Source organism: Dethiosulfovibrio peptidovorans DSM 11002 (genome assembly GCF_000172975.1).
Lineage (GTDB): Bacteria > Synergistota > Synergistia > Synergistales > Dethiosulfovibrionaceae > Dethiosulfovibrio > Dethiosulfovibrio peptidovorans.
Map to the genome: position 1 here is coordinate 1689963 of NZ_ABTR02000001.1, position 15792 is coordinate 1705754.

Sequence of the window (15792 nt, forward strand, 5' to 3'; positions counted from 1 at the left end):
AGCTCATTATGATTTTGGGACTTTTATCCCATGGTAGGCAGCATGGCCGCGGTTATGAGAAAAGCGATACCTACCAGCAGGTCCAGGACTCCTTTCAGAGGACGTCCGGAACGGTACCATCTGGATCCCATCCTTATCATGAAAGCACCACATAGCATCAATATGATCGGCGCCACCCAGTGGGCGAAAAACATAGCGTCACCTCCCTTTTCAGGCGGCTAAGGAGAGGATCTCTCCTCTGTAGATAGACAGCAACGGGTTGGTATAGGTATAGGCCTTAAGCGCGTCTCTCTTGGCCATCTCCCTCTCCACTTTCATGCTTTTGGAGTAAGCTTCTCCGTGGGGATTATCCGTCTCATCTTCTTTTTCTACGGGGTGGAGTTCGGATGGTTCGAGTTTGCCATTGGTTGCCTCGTCGTTTATATCCGTAGACGGAGATCCCTCCGAGGTCATATTGAGAGCTTGCATGAGGTGTTTGGGTGGATCCAGCGAGATTTTCGCTCCCACTACGTATCTGTTGCCCTCGGAATCGGCCATATACCGCCGGGATACGGATGACACATATCCGTTCCCCTGGATTCTCAGAGAGCTCTCCATGGAACTTATCTTGTCCTCTATCTGGCGGAGTATCTCTTTTCTCTCCTGCCTGTCGTAGGCTTTGGCGGATTTGCCGTCTCTGTCTTTGCGATCTAATCTTCTCGCTTTTCCGACGTCGTTTAACGGATATAAGGATGGAATGGTCGGATTCAAAACTTGATCCAGGGTCACGATCATCACCTCCGATATGGTATAAAACAATTGTAGGCTTTATCCTAGGTCATGTACAGTTTTGTATTCGAAAGGCGGTGAGCGATATGAGAATTTTTTCTATGGCCGATACGCCGTCCCTGATGGTTGATATCGAGGTCATGGAGAGTAATCTAGAGGATATGCAGAGGAAGGCCGATTCCTTCGGTGTCAAATTGAGACCTCACGTCAAGACTCATAGATCTGTAGACCTGGCAAAGAAGCAGATCGAAAGAGGAGCTTCGGGGATAACTGTGGCGAAGCTGACTGAGGCAGAGGTAATGGCAGAAGAGGGGGTCGACGATATCTTCGTGGCCAACGAAATAGTGGGGGATATCAAGCTGGAGCGACTCGCCGAAATTCGGAGAAAGGTCCGTAGAATAGCCGTGGCAGTGGATCACAGGGATCATATATCGATCCTGAACGGCAGGTTCAAAGACTCCGACCGTCCATTGGAGGTCCTGCTGGACGTAAATACGGGTGACCCCAGAACAGGAGTGGCTCCTGGTCCTGAGGCCTTGGAGTTGGCGAGATCCGTGTGGAATAGCCCAGGCCTTTCTCTCAGGGGCATATATACCCACGACGGGCAGAGCTACGATGTGGAAGGGTGGGAAGGGGTAATAGAGGTCAACCGGAACAGCCAGCAGGCCGTGATCGATCTGGCCAAGACCATCAGGGATAATGGGATCTTCTGCGAGGAGGTCAGCGTAGGATCCACTCCCTCTTTGCTGTTGGGGGAGATACTGCCCGGGGTGACGGAGATAAGGCCTGGAACCTATATATTTATGGACGCCGATCAGGCCAACGTGTTGGGATCCTACGATCGTTGCGCTCTCTCGGTCTTCGCCACTGTGATAAGTCGTCCAACCAGCTATAGGGTGGTCCTGGACGCGGGTACGAAGGCCCTGACCTATTATGTCCAAGATAAGGGGATATGCAGAACCCCGGGGCATGGAGTGTTGAAGAGGTATCCCTTGATCCACCTGAACAGGAAGTCGGACGAACACAGCTCATTCGATATACCCTCCGATATGGACGTCGATTTCAAGATAGGGGAGAGGTTGGAGATAATACCTAATCACGCCTGTCCCACGGTTAATCTCTACGATTTCATCTACGGTGTCAAGGGTGGCGAGGTCGCCGCCCTATGGCCGGTTTCATGCAGGGGGTGTTCCAGATGAAGGCGATGAAAATTTCTTTGATGGCGGTCTTTTTTGTGGCAGTTCTCTTTATGTCCTCGTCGGCGGAGGCTCTGTCCTTCAGCATGTCTACGAAGGTAAGGGATTTCCTCTCCGACATGGATGGCGATCTTTATCTTCGATGGGGGACATACAGAGGTTTCTGATGCGAGGTTCCATCCGTCCTGGTTCAGGACGAAGAGCCTCTCTATAATCGGGATCGTTACGAGCCGATCGAGGATATGGGCGTGACCCTGTGGATCGATCGAGAGATGAAATTCCAAGACGACGTGGTCGTATTGGAAATGCAGGAATACAAGGGCGTCGTCGTGGTGTCGTGTACCTCGGTCTCGGACCAGTGAATTGAAGGAGGATCTTATCTATGGAAGTTAATTGCGTTGAGGTCCCGAAGGGAAAGGTGGTAGAGGTGTCTGGAAGATTAGATACCCTTACCGCATCAGGTTTCGAGAGTTCCGCCTTGGCTCTGTTGGGCGAGGGCGTCGGGGCCATGGTCATAGATCTGTCGGAATTGGAGTATATCAGCAGTGCCGGACTCCGTAGCATCCTTGCTGTAGCTAAAAAAGCCTCGACGGATGGGACCACCGTGTCCCTCTGTGCTATGAAGGGAGTGGTCGAGGAGGTCTTCTCTATATCCGGTTTCGACAGTTTTCTGCCGGTATATTCCACCAGAGACGAAGCTTTAGAGGCCATGTAATGGGAAGTCAGGAGCGTCGCTTTGCAGCCGATATGGGCAGTTTGGAGGATATAAGAAAGTTCGTCTTTTCCTGCCTTGCCGATATGTCGACGAAACGGAAAATGCATGTAGAGCTGGCGCTGGAGGAAACGGTCGTCAACATCTGTTCCTATGCTTACGAAGTCCCGCCGGGGGAGCTTCTTGTAAGGATATCGGACGACGGAGACCGTTATTTTCTGGAGTTCGAGGATCGAGGGGTTCCCTTCGATCCTCTCTCTTCCGACGAACCAGACGTAAGAGCCCCTATGGAGGAAAGAGGACAGGGAGGGCTTGGCATACTGTTGATTCGCAGGGTGATGGACGAGGCCCACTACAGCCGGGAAAAAGGTGTCAACCGCCTTAGATTGGTAGTGAAAAAAACATGAGACTCCGTGTTTTCTCGGAGTTTCTCTGTCTGATCCTTCTACCCTCGCTATGTTGGGGTAGCGAATTCTTCATGACCGGGGTAAGGCTCGATCTTCAATGGTACCCTCAGTCCCAGTTTGCAGGGTACTACGTGGCCTACGAGAAGGGGATGTACCTCCGAAGAGGGCTGAACGTCTTCGTCTACAGAGGAGGTCCGGACAGAGATCCCATGGAGGCATTGAGGCGCAGGGAGGCCGATTTCGTGACAGCCTTTCTCACCGGTGCCATGGTCTATCGGGAAAGAGGGCTCCCTCTCGTCAATTTGGCACAGGTGGTCAACGAAGGCAATTTACTGCTCGTGGCACAAAAGAAAGACGGTATATCTGAGATCTTTGACCTGGATGAAAAGAGGATAAGCATGTGGGGAGACCACTTTTCCGGAGCCTACAGGGGGTTTTTTGCCGCTCACGGTATCTCTCCCGAGATAGTTCCCCAGTTCTATTCGATAGACCTGTTCCTCCGGGGAGGGGTCGTCGCCTGTTCCGCCATGAGCTACAACGAATACGGCAGGATCCTTCAGGCCGGATATCGCCAGGAGGATCTGACGGTCATATCCTTAAAAGACGAGGGATTCGGATTCCCCGAGGACGGCATATACTGTCTCGAGTCCACTTTGAAAGACCATCCGACTGTCTGCCGTGATTTCGTAAAAGCCTCTTTGGAAGGGTGGAAATACGCCGCGGAACATCCGGAGGAAGCTGTGGATATAATGATGAAATATGCTAAAAGAGCCAAGGTGCCGGCCAACAGGGTTCATATGAAGCGGATGCTGGAGACGATCCTGCCGTCTATAGTTCCTGATTCGTCCGACCTTTGGTCCTTCGGTCGACTGTCCATGTCCGATTACCTCGACACCGCCTTCATGATGGAGGAGAGAGCCCTTATCAGAGAGGTGGTCTCTTTCGACGATTTCGTGAAGACGGTGTTCGAAGATGAAGATTAGGGGAAGTATCGCCTCTAGGCTGATCTTTTCGACCCTTATAGGGGCGGGATGCGTTCTGTTGGTGATAGTAGGTTATGGTTTCGTCCATGCCAGGTCCACGTTGAAACAGGAGATGATCTCCAGGGTAGTGGGACTTTCTGTGGAAACTTCATTCAAGGTGGGACGGATTCCCTTGGTTGTTGAAACGGTGGGGCGGGATTTGGCCGTCGGTCTTTCTCTGTCCGACCTGTCAGAAGACGACGTATACTCGATATTGGAGGGGACCTTGAAGGTACACCCCGAGGTATCAGGAGTATGTCTTGCATTTTCCTCTAAGCTGGAGGACGGTCGTTTGAGGCGTTGGGCCCCATTCGCCTACAGGGACGACGGGGGGATCCACAGGAAAAACCTGGGAGGGGACGGTTACGACAGAGAGATCTGGGATTGGTATCAACTGCCTAAAGAACTGGGGCGTCCGGTATGGACCGAGCCCTATTTCGGTGCCGGTGGCAGCGAGAGATTGCTGATATCCTACTGTATTCCCCTCTACGATCCCGACGGTTCCTTTATGGCCTCTCTGGCCTGCGATGTTTCACTGGATTGGCTCACGGATACGATGACCGGGCTTAGGTCCTTCGACGACGGACACGCTTTTCTGATTACTTCCGCGGGGACGGTGGTCTCCCATCCCGACAGGGATCTCATCATGAACGAGACCATCTTCAGCATTGCCGATGCCGAAGGTGATGATCGACTGTGGGATATCGGGGATAGCATGAGAAAGGGCGAGGATGGGCTTGCCGAAATGGTGGACTTTACCACAGGAGAGCCGAGCTGGATTGCCTATCGTCCAGTCGGCGATATGGGGTGGTCCATCGGGATCATCTTTCCCCGTAGGGCCCTCGTCGAACCTCTTCACGACCTAAGTAAGTCGCAGCTTCTGCTGGGGCTGGTCGGTTTAGCGTTGTTGTTCATGGTATCCTCCGTTATCGCGAGGTCGATAACCGGTCCTATAAAGAGCCTGAGTGCCGCCACGAAGCTTACTGCGTCGGGCGATCTCGAGTCGTCGCTGCCCTCTGTCCCCGGCGATGACGAGGTGGCTCAGCTGGCTCGAGCCTTCGCCTCCATGAGAGAGGATCTTCTTGCCTATGTGGAGGAGCTTCAGGAGACCACCGCCGCCAGGGAAAAGATGGAGAGCGAGCTGAACATCGCCCATTCGATCCAGTTGAGCCTCGTTCCCAGGACCTTCCCTCCCTTTCCCGATATGGAGGAGTTCGATCTTTATGCCCTTTTGGATCCCGCCAAGGAGGTGGGAGGGGATTTCTACGATTTCTTCATGGTCGATCCCGGGCACATATTGATAACGGTAGGGGACGTTTCCGGCAAAGGCGTTCCGGCCGCTCTATTCATGGCGGTGACGAGAACTTTCATAAGGGCCTTCGCCAAGGAGGGGTTGGGGCCCGGAGCCATTTTATCGAGGCTGAACGACGAGATATCGGTGGACAACGAGTCCTGTATGTTCGTCACGGTCTTCTGTGCGGTTATAGATCTGGAAAGCGGGAACTTTCTATATGCCTCCGGCGGCCATAATCCTCCATTTCTTATGGGTGACGGAACCGTGGGCTTCCTGCCGAAGGTCAAAGGGCCTTTGGTGGGACCGATGGCTGGAATGGCCTTCCAGGAAGGTAAGGCCAAGATCAAGGCTGGAGAGACGCTTTTTCTGTACACAGACGGTCTTACCGAGGCTATGGACGGATACGGTAGGCTTCTGGGGGAGGAGAAGTCGATCCTATGGTTGGAGGAGATGGACGGCAAGTCCAGCAAGGAAATGGTACTGGCCGTGAGGGACAGAATAGGGTCGTTCGTCGGTGGAGCGGAGCAGTCGGACGACATAACCTTGCTGGCCTTCCGTTTCAGAGGTCTGATCGATCGGGAAAACTAGGCATGGACAGGATCACCATGTCGTGGTCCGGGTGTTGACGTCCCGCTCTCGATCTTTCGGGGATAGAGGTCTCCAGCTCTCTTAGTCCCCAGTTTGATTCCGGTGAAATATTTACGTAGCCTATGTGGTCTATGGTGCATTTCAGGTCGTCGTAGCTATAGCCTTCTTCGAGTTTTAACGTGGGAAACGGCGCCAGGGTCGGTTCGGTCGTGTTGAAATCTCCCAATATGAAGAGGGGGTCGTCGTGTTTTTCCGATAGTACCCCCAGACTGAGTATCTGAGCCTGGCGTATGCCGTTGTTCGCCGCTACCGCGTCGAGTCTGTTTCCGTTTCCCCTGGTGCTGAGGCCCCGGAGGTGGACGTTTATGGCGGAGAAGGTCGTTTCGGTGGATATCTCCTCGAAGGTCCCCTCAAGAGGAGGTCTTTGGAATAGTTTATGGATGCTCCCCTTCCAGTTTATCCTCTCTTCGACCATGCGTGGTCGAAGAGGTTTTATCGATCTTATTTTGTCCGATTTCCATATAAAATACAGATCCTGTTTGCCCTGCGTATCGTTTCCTCCGTAGCTCCATCCCGGTAGATCCTCGGAGACGAAGGTCCTCATCGTCTCGTCTCCCTCTATCTCCTGGAGCGCCACGATCTCCGCTCCAGATGCCTCTATTTTTTGGGCCAACAGGGATCGTTCCGATCGGGAATAACCCCTGGGGCCGGAGATTGAAAAGTATTCCATGTTGAATGTCGCTATCGTAAGGCTCCAAGATGGCTCGGCTAGGATAAGAAGAACCATAATCCCGATCGTTACCGCAATTGTTCCGTGTCTTTTCAAACCGTCTGTCACTCCTTGTGCTGAAGTTTGGTCTTCATGTTACCATCTTTAGGCTTTATCTCCATGATTTTCGAGGTTTTTGCCCTTTAAAACTCCCGTCGTTCGTGTTTCTTGCTTTTCCTTGAAGGTTTTTCATTTGGGGCGTATACTTTCAAATCGTTCCTATCGTGAAAAAGGGGGAGTTGTCTATGGAGTTAAAGGCTTGGATAGCGGTGGCTCTGTTCGCCGTTACGATCCTGTCGATAGCTCGAGGATGGATGAAAGCCAGCACAGCCACTCTTCTCGGAGCCTCGGCCATGATGTTGTTCCGTCTGGTCCCCGGTTCTGCTGCCAGTCAGTATATAGATTCCAACACGGTGGGCCTTTTGGTCGGTATGATGATAGTGGTCGGTATACTATCCAAGACCGGGCTCTTTCAGTATATCGCCGTCAAGGCCATCAAGGTCACCAAGGGAAACGGAATCTTGATATTGCTGTCCATCTCCCTCATAACGGCGGTCCTGTCCGCCTTTCTCGACAACGTCACGACGGTCCTTCTGGTCAGCCCCGTGGTGGTTTCCTTGGCGGATCTGATAAAGATGAACCCTCTGCCTCTTTTGATGAGCGAGGTCATAGCGTCCAACATAGGAGGCACTGCTACCCTGATAGGTGACCCTCCGAACATGATAGTAGGATCATATGCAGGGTTTTCCTTCAACGATTTTCTGCTCCATCTGAGCCCGGTGGTCACCGTCGTGTGGGTGATCTCGATGGTTTTTCTCTGTCTGCACTACAGAAAAGATCTGAACCCCGATCCCGCCGCTACGAACCGGCTTAAGGAGGTCGATGAGTCCAAGCTCATAAAGGATAAGAAACTGATGGTCCGGGCTGGCTTCGTAATGTTCATGGTCCTTTTGGGCTTTCTGTTCCATCACCATCTGGGACTCAACGCCTCGGTCGTGGCTCTGTTCGCAGCAGGGGTTCTCTTGGCTACGTCTCATCTGGACGATGGAGAGATAGTTCATCAAGAGGTGGAATGGCCCACCATAGTTTACTTCGTGTCTCTTTTCATACTCGTCGGAGGACTTCAGGAAAACGGGGTTATCCTGTCCTTGGCGGAGATATTGACCGATCTTTTGAGCTACAGCCCTATGGCTATGATACTGGGTATACTCTGGATTTCAGGACTATCCTGTGTTTTTATAAACAACGTAGCCTTTTCCGCCATGTTCGTACACGTAGTGAGCGAGATGGCCAAGAGTGCCGGAATGCCTCCGGATCCTCTCTTTTGGTCCTTAGCGCTGGGTTCTTGTCTGGGAGGCAACGGCAGCTATCTAGGTGCCGCGGCAAATGCGGTCATGGCAGATTTTGCTGGCAGAAGCGGATTTCGCATTTCCTTCGGTTCTTTCTTTGTGGTTGGGATAAAGACGGTCCTCATATCTCTCGCAGTGGCCAGCGTGTTTCTGTTCGTCACGTACAGAAACGTGGCCACTTATTGAGAAAAAACCTGAGGGAGAGTATATTTACAAAAGGGGCTTTCGCTCCTAGTAGGAGGGGGTACCATGAAGGTAGGAGAGCTGGTGGACAGGGATCTGACCGCCCTGTCGGGGGACTGTCCCGTTTCGGAGGCCATAGAGATCCTCTATCATCACAATGCCTCGGGGCTTCCCGTTTTGGATGAGGACAACAGGGTGATAGGCTTCATAAGCGAAAAAGACATAATAAAGGCCGCCCTCCCGGGCTATGCCCATATGCTTCACGATTCTTCCTTTCTTCCCGATTACGGCCAGTTCAGCTCCCGCCTGAGGGATATAGCCGACGATCCGGTGAGTAAGTACATGAAGGAGAACGTGATAACCTTCAACGAAGACGACAGCGATTTTTATGTGGCAAATAGAGTCATAAAGGAAAACATAAAAATAGCTCCGGTTTTGCGAGACGGCCAGCTTGTAGGCATAGTGAGCAGGTCTCATCTGGTGAGGCATCTCCTGCTTCATCCGGAGGAGATCGAGGATGCCTTGGAGGACGATCCACGGAAATGACGGTGTTTAAGGGGATGAAAGAGGACGAGTCCGATCGGACTCGTCCTCTTTTTTGGAAATTTATGGATGTCGGATTTTTGGGGCTTGACAGATAGATAGATGTGAATATACTTTAATCATCTGGTCGACAGGATACGGGATACTGGGAGGCTCGATATGGTAGCGGAATCTTTGAAATACGTGACTTTGAGCAGTCAGATGTTTGATTATCTCAGGAGAGAGGTCGTCGTCTCAGACGAATTTAAAGACGAGGTCTTTATAAGAGAGGCGGAGATAGCCGAACGTTTAGGGGTGAGCAGGGCTCCGGTCAGAGAGGCCTTGAAACAGATGGAGATGATGGGATTGGTTGTCTCCATGCCTAGAAAGGGCGTCAAGGTGAGGCTTTTCTCAAAGGAAGAGCTGGACGAACTCTACGAGATGAGGGTGGTCCTGGAGGAGCTAGTCTTCAGGGATATAATCGATAAAGGTCTTTTCACTCCGGAGGTGCGAGAGTCCTTCCAGGAAAAACTGGAAAATTTGCTAGAGATATGCGAGGGAGATGGAAGTCGAGAGGAGAAGATAAAGGCCTTCTGCGATAAGGACCTCGATTTCCACAGGTCTTTGGCCGAGCTTTCCGGAAGGGTATGGACCGCGAAGGTTCTCGAGACCCTTTACTGTCAACTTCATCTTGCCCTTCTCAGAGAATTGGAGGAAGCGGAGACTTTAGCGGATCTGGTTAGACTACATTATTCCATAGTAGAAAACCTCGCAGCTGGAGATCTGGAAAAACTGACCGTCGACCGCAGGTACAGTTATTTCGCCCGTAGAAATACGGTTCTTAACAGGAAAAAAGGGAGGTGAGAGGATAGAACAAACGGTGCTCTAGGTCTTAGGTTTTGTGGACGTTAATTCGACGGAGGTAATACTATGAATGCACGGATACGTACGACCCTGTGTCTCGCAGTTACCGCGGTTATTCTAGCTATGCCCGTATCGTCCGCGGTTGCGGACGACATCAAACTGTCCAACCAGCTACCGCCTTCACATCATATATCAAAGGCATTGGATTTCTTTGCCGATAAGGTAAAGGAATATTCCGGAGGCAAGACAACCGTGAAGGTTTTCCATTCGGCCCAGCTCTTCAAGGATACCGAGGTTGTCGAAGCCCTTCAGGAGAATCTGGTACCTATAGCCCTAGTTCCGGTAAATAAGTGGTCCGGTATGATCCCCGCCACCGACGTTTTCGAGATGCCCTTCGTATTCAAGGAGCTCGACTCTATAAAAAAATTCATAGAAGCAGGAGCAGGAGAGCTGCTGAACGAAGAGTTTAAGAAAAAGGGCGTTGCCGATCTATTTTGGGCCGATTATGGTTTCGTGCAGTTTTTCAACAGCAAGCGGCCCCTTGTGACTCCCACCGATTTTGAGGGGCTCAAGATAAGGACCTTCAGTAACGGAACGGCCGAGACAGTCTCCGCCCTCGGTGGAACTCCGGTTGTTATGAGCTCTTCCGAGATGTACATGGCTCTTCAGCGTAAGACGGTGGACGGAGCTACTACCGGTATGCCTGCGGCGGTTTCCAGAAAGATCTTCGAGGTCCAGAGCTATCTAACAGTGTGTAACTATACGACGGCTCAGTTTGTAGTCCAGTGTAACCTGGAATGGTGGGACGAGCTCGGCGACGAGGAAAAGGAGATGCTAAAGAAGGCTGGTGCCGAAGCAGAAGAGTGGCTTCGCGGACAGATAGCCCAATCGGAGAAGGACGCTCAGAAGGTCATAGCCGATGCGGGGCTGGAGATCACCGTGTTAAACGCTGATCAGAGAGAGGCCTTTATAGAGGCTACCGAGCCGGTAAGATCCGGATTCATGGAAAAGACCCCTCTTTGTAAAAAGCTCGTCGAGATCGCCTTGGGATCGAATTAGGTGGTCGTTTGGAGGTAAGGCGGGAAGTTCGCTTCCCGCCTTATTTCGAAATATCCTTTGGAGGGATTTATGATGATCACATTATATAAAAAGACGATCAACGGTCTCAGCGCCGCGATGGGGTGGCTTTGCGGAATAGGGACGCTGGTGATGGGATTGATCCTCTTCTACGAGGTCGTGCGGAGATATTTCTTCAACTCTCCGACCATATGGACACAGGAGGTCTCGGTCTATATCTTCATGTGGTGTATGTTCGGCGGAGCTTCCTACGCGCTTCAGAAGGGCAAGCACGTCAACATCGATCTTCTTACCGTCAAGCTTTCTCCCAAAGCTCAGAGCAAGCTTAAAGTCCTCACGAGCTTTTTCGGAGCCCTGTTTTGTTCGGAGATAGCCGTCCAGGGATGGGACATGATAGAGAGTGCGGTCAAGTACCAGAAACATTCTCCTACGCCTCTGCACGTGCCCCTCTGGATTCCTCAATCCGCGCTGTTCCTCGGATTCACCTTGCTCGCTCTTCAGTTCGTCGTCCTGATCATAGAGGAGATCGCTTTCATCAGGACCGGCGAGAGAGATTCGGTTCAGGAGGTAAATCACTGATGGGCTCCTTCATGTTCGTGATCCTGCTTTTATTGGTGGTTCTTTTCATGGGGATGCCGGTCGCCTTTTCCCTGGGAGCTACATCGGTATTGTTGACTCTGCTATACGATCTTCCCATGAAGATCCTGTCTCAGTCGATATTCACCTCGCTGGAAGGGTTCGTCCTTCTGTCGATCCCTCTCTTCGTGCTTATGAGTCAGGTCCTTTTGGACGGGCGGATAGGGGACGATCTCTTTGAGGTTATGAACGCCTGGGTTAGACATCTTCCTGGAGGATTGGCCATAGCGACCATACTCGCCTGTGCCTTCTTCGCCGCAATAACCGGATCCAGCGCCGCCACAGCGGCGACCATAGGGATGGTTGCCTATCCGGCCATGCTGGACAGGGGCTACGATAAAAAGTTTACCCTCGGTTTGTTGGCGGCTGGTGGAACCCTTGGTATTCTCATTCCTCCCAGCATACCTCTCATCCTCTATGGAGCCATCACAGAGGAGTCGGTAGGCAAATTGTTCATCGCCGGAATAATCCCGGGGTTGATACTGACGGCCATTTTCGTGGTCTATTCGGTCATAAAAAGCAAAAACGGCGGTTTCACCCCTATGCCTAAGGCTTCCTGGAAAGAACGTCTTTCCATAACGGCCAGAAATATATGGGGCATCATACTTCCTATTTTGGTGGTAGGTGGAATCTATTCCGGAGCTTTTACACCGACCGAGGCCGCTGCGGTAGGTCTGGTCTACAGTCTCTTTATTACGCTGGTTATATACAGGACCATCAAGTTCAAGGATATTCCCTCCATCTGCATGAAGGCCCTTGGAACTTCCTGCATGATAGCCATGGTTATAGCCGGAGCCATATTGTTCGGCAGGGTCATGACCTTGCTTATGATTCCCCAAAAGCTTACTGAGCTGATTATAGAGAACAACCTCTCTCCGATGATGTTCATCATCGCAATGAACTTCCTGATGATAATCCTCGGTATGGTGCTGGAGACGGTGTCCATCGTCCTGTTGACTATGCCTCTGGTCACCCCTATTCTGATGGCCCTTCATATAGATCCCATATGGTATGCCATTATATTGACGGTTAACATGACCATGGCACTGATAACCCCGCCGGTAGGGATGAACCTCTACGTAATAAACGGGTTGAGAAAGGATATAACGATGGGAGAGATCATCTCCGGCGTGCTGCCCTTCATGCTGCTTCTGGCCTTTATGCTCGTCGTCGTAATGGCTTTCCCGTCTTTAAGCATCTGGTTACCTTCCGTGATGCACTGATCCCCCTTAGCGAGTGGGGAGAAAGTCCGTTGCCGGTATAAAGTTTTTTGCTGAAAAGGAGATGTGACGGTTTTGAATAAAGGTGCCTTGTCCAATTTGGTGGTCCTCGATCTTACCAGGGTCTTGGCTGGCCCTTTCTGTACCATGTTGCTGGCCGATATGGGGGCCGACGTCGTCAAGATAGAGCGTCCCGATACGGGGGACGATACCAGACAGATGGGGCCGTTCGTAAACGGCGAAAGCGCCTACTACATGAACCTGAATCGCAACAAGCGAGGTGTCACCCTAAATCTCAAGTCCGAGAAAGGCAAGAAAATATTCCTAAATATGGTGAAGAAAGCCGATCTAGTGGTCGAAAATTATCGTCCTGGAACCATGGAGAAGCTGGGACTTGGATACGAAGAGCTGAGAAAGGTCAACGACAGGATAATATACGCGGCGGTCTCCGGGTTCGGCCACACCGGTCCCTATAAGATGAAACCGGGCTACGACATAATAGCCCAGGCCATGAGCGGCCTGATGAGCACTACCGGATGGCCCGGAGGGGAGCCCACTAGAACCGGAACCGCCATGGGAGACGTGCTGGCCGGGCTTTCCTGCGCCATAGGTATATTGGCGGCGGTAAACTCCAGGGAATTGACCGGCGTGGGGCAGAAGGTGGACGTCGCCCTGGTAGACTCGGCAGTTGCCAGCCTGGAGATAATAAACATGATCTATCTCGTGGAGGGAAGGGTTCCTCAGAGGATCGGAAACCGCTACGAATCGACCTATCCCTACGATTCCTTCAAGGCTATGGACGGAGGTTTGGTGATAGGAGCCGCTAACGACAAGCTGTGGCAGAGTCTGTGCGAGGTTATGGAGCGTCCCGATCTGGCGGAGGATCCCAGATATCTGAGGGTTCGGGACAGGGTGGCGCATCATGAGGAGATAAAACCAATAGTCGAAGAGTGGACCGAAAAGCACACGGTGGAGGACGCCTGTCGACTGATCGATCAGGCGGGGATACCCTGTGCTCCGATAATGTCCATCGACCAGGTGACCAGCGATCCGCACATAGCGGGAGATAGGGAGATGTTCGTGCCTGTGGAGCATCCGGTGGCTGGAAAGACTACTCTTACCGGCAACCACATAAAGCTTTCCGGGACGCCCGCCGGTATAAGGACTGCATCCCCGATCCTCGGAGAGCACAACCGGGAGGTATTCGGCGAGATGCTTGGAATAGGCGATACGGATCTTCAGCTGCTTCGTTCCGAGGGGGTTTTGTGATGATCAGAGGGAGTTTACCGTCCAGGGTGGAGATAAGAGAGGTCTGTCCGAGAGACGGTTTCCAGAGCGTAAAGGAAAAGATCTCCACGAAGGACAAGATCGCCCTGATCGACGCTATGGCCGAGACCGGCGTATCCGTTATGGAGGTGACTTCCTTCGTAAGTCCCAAGGCCATTCCTCAGATGTCCGATGCCTCGGAGGTCATGACCCATTTCAACGAGAGATGGAGTGGGAAGGTAAAGTCCGTCGTCTTGGTTCCCAACGTCAGAGGAGCCGAGAACGCACTGAAGGTCTCTCCCGACTCACTGAACTTCGTGCTCTCCGCCAGCGCCTCTCACAACAGGGCAAACACCAGGAGGACCATAGAGGAGTCTCTGGCCGAGTTGAAAGAGGTCAAATCTCTCTGCGGAGATGTGGAGCTCGGACTTTCGGTGGCTACCTCCTTTCAGTGTCCCTTCGAGGGGGCTATCTCTCCTGATGCCGTAGTGAATATAGTCGAGAAGGCTATGGAGATTGGAGTGGGTACGGTTACCCTTGCCGACACCATAGGCACCTGCGATCCGATCTATCTAAGTTTGACTCTGTCGCAGATAAAAAAGGTCTTCGGGGACTATCCTTTCTTTCTCCACCTCCACGATACCCACGGCATGGCTATAATCAACACTATGGCCGCTATGGAAATGGGGTTTTACCGGTTCGACTCGGCTACCGGCGGTCTTGGAGGATGTCCTTTCGCACCCGGAGCGGCGGGAAACTCTGCCACCGAGGATATGGTCAATTTCTTCGACCGTGTAGGTGTCGCCAGTGGAGTGGACGTGGAAAGGGTCCTTGCCGTAGCCGATAGAATGAAGACCATGGGGCTTCCGGTGAACAGCCACATGTCCTCCTACAGGGCCGGATGCAGCAGCCTTTCCTGCGAGGGGTGAGAGGATCTTGGGAATGGGAAAAAGGCTCAGAGAGAGGCTGGAACGTCCCGGTATCATAGTAGCTCCCGGGGTGTTCGACGCATTGAGCGCCCGTATCTGCGAGATAGCCGGTTTCGAGGTCTTACAGCATACCGGCTATGGAACTGCGGCCTCTCTCCTTGCCAAACCGGACGTCGGGCTCCTTAGCTTCGGTGAGATGAGAGACCAGCTTTATAGGATGGTCCATGCGGTGGATATTCCAGTAATAGGCGACGGAGACAACGGTTTCGGCAACGCCGTAAACGTGGACAGGACCGTTAGAGAGTATATCTGGGCCGGAGCGGCCGGGCTGTTCGTGGAGGATCAGGTTATACCGAAGCGATGCGGGCATATGTCCGGAAAAGCGGTCATCTCGGAGGATGAGATGATGGGCAAGCTGCGAGCGGCCATGTCGGCCCGAGACCAGGAGGATAGATCGGCACTGATCGTCTACAGGACCGATGCCGTGGCGGTCAATGGCCTTGAGGATGCGCTTAGTCGTGCCAAAAGGGCGGCCGATCTCGGCGTGGACATGGTCTTCGTGGAGGCCTTGGAATCGCTGGATCAGATGGAGATAGCGGTAGAGGAAGTCCCTGTTCCCCTTATGCTGAACCTTGTGGAGGGAGGCCGCACCCCCCTAGTCAGTCCTTCAGTGGCCGAGCAGATGGGTTTCAAGTATCTCATGTATCCTGTGACCCCCCTTTTTGCAGGGGCTAAGGCCATGTTGGACGTCATGTCCGATGTGAGAAAGAACGGGCTGTCCGACTCCACGGTCTCCCTGTCCATGGACTTTGCCGAATTCGCCGAAGTGGTCAGGCTTGACCATATAAGGGAGATCGAAAACGATTTCTTGCCAGTGGAAAGCCTGAACAGATACGGAGACAATAGGGGAATACTGTAGGGTACCTCTAAAAACTCACGACCGAGTCTCCTAGGAGTAGCGTCTTTAGAGATGCCCTGTGATTGGTTGAA

General features: G+C 52.4%; 18 protein-coding genes. 15 read left to right on the forward strand and 3 right to left on the reverse strand.

What is annotated here, in order from left to right; translation table 11 throughout:
* Positions 1 to 23: 23 nt before the first annotated feature.
* Complete coding sequence (locus DPEP_RS13300) at positions 24 to 194, reverse strand: hypothetical protein (RefSeq protein WP_005661135.1); 171 nt, start codon at positions 192 to 194, stop codon at positions 24 to 26.
* Between the two features lie 16 nt (positions 195 to 210).
* Positions 211 to 768 (reverse strand): hypothetical protein, encoded by a 558-nt coding sequence (locus DPEP_RS08045; RefSeq protein WP_040382513.1) that lies wholly within the window; start codon positions 766 to 768, stop codon positions 211 to 213.
* An 86-nt stretch (positions 769 to 854) separates the two neighbouring features.
* Here DPEP_RS08045 and DPEP_RS08050 point away from each other — a divergent pair, with 86 nt between their 5' ends.
* From DPEP_RS08050 to DPEP_RS08070, 6 genes are all read left to right on the forward strand, one after another.
* On the forward strand, positions 855 to 1967 hold the full coding sequence (locus DPEP_RS08050) for an alanine racemase (RefSeq protein WP_005661138.1): 1113 nt from the start codon (positions 855 to 857) through the stop codon (positions 1965 to 1967).
* Complete coding sequence (locus tag DPEP_RS13305; protein WP_156775099.1) at positions 1964 to 2131, forward strand: ubiquitin family protein; 168 nt, start codon at positions 1964 to 1966, stop codon at positions 2129 to 2131. Before DPEP_RS08050 ends, DPEP_RS13305 begins: the two co-directional genes overlap by 4 nt.
* Before the next feature lie 215 nt (positions 2132 to 2346).
* On the forward strand, positions 2347 to 2679 hold the full coding sequence (locus tag DPEP_RS08055; RefSeq protein ID WP_005661144.1) for an STAS domain-containing protein: 333 nt from the start codon (positions 2347 to 2349) through the stop codon (positions 2677 to 2679).
* A complete protein-coding gene (locus tag DPEP_RS08060; protein WP_005661145.1) occupies positions 2679 to 3083 on the forward strand; it encodes an ATP-binding protein in 405 nt (134 codons plus the stop codon). The genes DPEP_RS08055 and DPEP_RS08060 overlap by 1 nt, the downstream gene beginning before the upstream one ends.
* Positions 3080 to 4066: an ABC transporter substrate-binding protein gene (locus DPEP_RS08065; protein ID WP_005661147.1), complete on the forward strand. Its 987-nt coding sequence runs from the start codon at positions 3080 to 3082 to the stop codon at positions 4064 to 4066. The genes DPEP_RS08060 and DPEP_RS08065 overlap by 4 nt, the downstream gene beginning before the upstream one ends.
* Positions 4056 to 5987 carry a SpoIIE family protein phosphatase gene (locus tag DPEP_RS08070; RefSeq protein ID WP_005661149.1) on the forward strand — a complete coding sequence of 644 codons (1932 nt, stop codon included), beginning with the start codon at positions 4056 to 4058 and terminating at the stop codon, positions 5985 to 5987. Before DPEP_RS08065 ends, DPEP_RS08070 begins: the two co-directional genes overlap by 11 nt.
* On the opposite strand, the gene DPEP_RS08075 is transcribed toward DPEP_RS08070, so the two are convergent.
* A complete protein-coding gene (locus tag DPEP_RS08075; protein WP_005661151.1) occupies positions 5959 to 6813 on the reverse strand; it encodes an endonuclease/exonuclease/phosphatase family protein in 855 nt (284 codons plus the stop codon). The genes DPEP_RS08070 and DPEP_RS08075 overlap by 29 nt on opposite strands.
* A 188-nt stretch (positions 6814 to 7001) precedes the next feature.
* On the opposite strand from DPEP_RS08075, the gene DPEP_RS08080 reads away from it, so the two are divergent.
* The 9 genes from DPEP_RS08080 (at position 7002) to DPEP_RS08120 (ending at position 15721) form a co-directional block, all read left to right on the forward strand.
* The gene (locus DPEP_RS08080; RefSeq protein WP_005661153.1) at positions 7002 to 8291 is read left to right on the forward strand and encodes an ArsB/NhaD family transporter; all 1290 of its coding nucleotides are present in this window, start codon (positions 7002 to 7004) and stop codon (positions 8289 to 8291) included.
* A 63-nt stretch (positions 8292 to 8354) separates the two neighbouring features.
* On the forward strand, positions 8355 to 8834 hold the full coding sequence (locus DPEP_RS08085; protein ID WP_005661155.1) for a CBS domain-containing protein: 480 nt from the start codon (positions 8355 to 8357) through the stop codon (positions 8832 to 8834).
* A gap of 156 nt (positions 8835 to 8990) precedes the next feature.
* Positions 8991 to 9674, forward strand: a complete 684-nt coding sequence (locus DPEP_RS08090) for a GntR family transcriptional regulator (RefSeq protein ID WP_005661159.1) — start codon at positions 8991 to 8993, stop codon at positions 9672 to 9674.
* A gap of 66 nt (positions 9675 to 9740) precedes the next feature.
* Positions 9741 to 10733 carry a DctP family TRAP transporter solute-binding subunit gene (locus DPEP_RS08095; protein WP_005661160.1) on the forward strand — a complete coding sequence of 331 codons (993 nt, stop codon included), beginning with the start codon at positions 9741 to 9743 and terminating at the stop codon, positions 10731 to 10733.
* Positions 10734 to 10805: 72 nt separating this feature from the next.
* Positions 10806 to 11330, forward strand: a complete 525-nt coding sequence (locus DPEP_RS08100) for a TRAP transporter small permease subunit (protein WP_156775183.1) — start codon at positions 10806 to 10808, stop codon at positions 11328 to 11330.
* A complete protein-coding gene (locus DPEP_RS08105) occupies positions 11330 to 12610 on the forward strand; it encodes a TRAP transporter large permease (protein WP_005661164.1) in 1281 nt (426 codons plus the stop codon). Before DPEP_RS08100 ends, DPEP_RS08105 begins: the two co-directional genes overlap by 1 nt.
* 63 nt (positions 12611 to 12673) lie before the next feature.
* The gene (locus tag DPEP_RS08110; protein ID WP_040382515.1) at positions 12674 to 13876 is read left to right on the forward strand and encodes a CaiB/BaiF CoA transferase family protein; all 1203 of its coding nucleotides are present in this window, start codon (positions 12674 to 12676) and stop codon (positions 13874 to 13876) included.
* Positions 13876 to 14802 carry a hydroxymethylglutaryl-CoA lyase gene (locus DPEP_RS08115; protein ID WP_005661166.1) on the forward strand — a complete coding sequence of 309 codons (927 nt, stop codon included), beginning with the start codon at positions 13876 to 13878 and terminating at the stop codon, positions 14800 to 14802. The genes DPEP_RS08110 and DPEP_RS08115 overlap by 1 nt, the downstream gene beginning before the upstream one ends.
* A 13-nt stretch (positions 14803 to 14815) precedes the next feature.
* Complete coding sequence (locus DPEP_RS08120) at positions 14816 to 15721, forward strand: isocitrate lyase/PEP mutase family protein (protein WP_005661168.1); 906 nt, start codon at positions 14816 to 14818, stop codon at positions 15719 to 15721.
* Positions 15722 to 15792: the final 71 nt, after the last annotated feature.

Excerpts from the sequence above, each read along its gene's own strand:
- DPEP_RS13300 (WP_005661135.1), bottom strand. The coding sequence starts at position 194 with ATGTTTTTCGCCCACTGGGTGGCGCCGATCATATTGATGCTATGTGGT.
- DPEP_RS08050 (WP_005661138.1), top strand. The coding sequence starts at position 855 with ATGAGAATTTTTTCTATGGCCGATACGCCGTCCCTGATGGTTGATATC.
- DPEP_RS13305 (WP_156775099.1), top strand. The coding sequence starts at position 1,964 with ATGAAGGCGATGAAAATTTCTTTGATGGCGGTCTTTTTTGTGGCAGTT.
- DPEP_RS08055 (WP_005661144.1), top strand. The coding sequence starts at position 2,347 with ATGGAAGTTAATTGCGTTGAGGTCCCGAAGGGAAAGGTGGTAGAGGTG.
- DPEP_RS08060 (WP_005661145.1), top strand. The coding sequence starts at position 2,679 with ATGGGAAGTCAGGAGCGTCGCTTTGCAGCCGATATGGGCAGTTTGGAG.
- DPEP_RS08065 (WP_005661147.1), top strand. The coding sequence starts at position 3,080 with ATGAGACTCCGTGTTTTCTCGGAGTTTCTCTGTCTGATCCTTCTACCC.
- DPEP_RS08070 (WP_005661149.1), top strand. The coding sequence starts at position 4,056 with ATGAAGATTAGGGGAAGTATCGCCTCTAGGCTGATCTTTTCGACCCTT.
- DPEP_RS08080 (WP_005661153.1), top strand. The coding sequence starts at position 7,002 with ATGGAGTTAAAGGCTTGGATAGCGGTGGCTCTGTTCGCCGTTACGATC.
- DPEP_RS08085 (WP_005661155.1), top strand. The coding sequence starts at position 8,355 with ATGAAGGTAGGAGAGCTGGTGGACAGGGATCTGACCGCCCTGTCGGGG.
- DPEP_RS08090 (WP_005661159.1), top strand. The coding sequence starts at position 8,991 with ATGGTAGCGGAATCTTTGAAATACGTGACTTTGAGCAGTCAGATGTTT.
- DPEP_RS08095 (WP_005661160.1), top strand. The coding sequence starts at position 9,741 with ATGAATGCACGGATACGTACGACCCTGTGTCTCGCAGTTACCGCGGTT.
- DPEP_RS08100 (WP_156775183.1), top strand. The coding sequence starts at position 10,806 with ATGATCACATTATATAAAAAGACGATCAACGGTCTCAGCGCCGCGATG.
- DPEP_RS08105 (WP_005661164.1), top strand. The coding sequence starts at position 11,330 with ATGGGCTCCTTCATGTTCGTGATCCTGCTTTTATTGGTGGTTCTTTTC.
- DPEP_RS08115 (WP_005661166.1), top strand. The coding sequence starts at position 13,876 with ATGATCAGAGGGAGTTTACCGTCCAGGGTGGAGATAAGAGAGGTCTGT.
- DPEP_RS08120 (WP_005661168.1), top strand. The coding sequence starts at position 14,816 with ATGGGAAAAAGGCTCAGAGAGAGGCTGGAACGTCCCGGTATCATAGTA.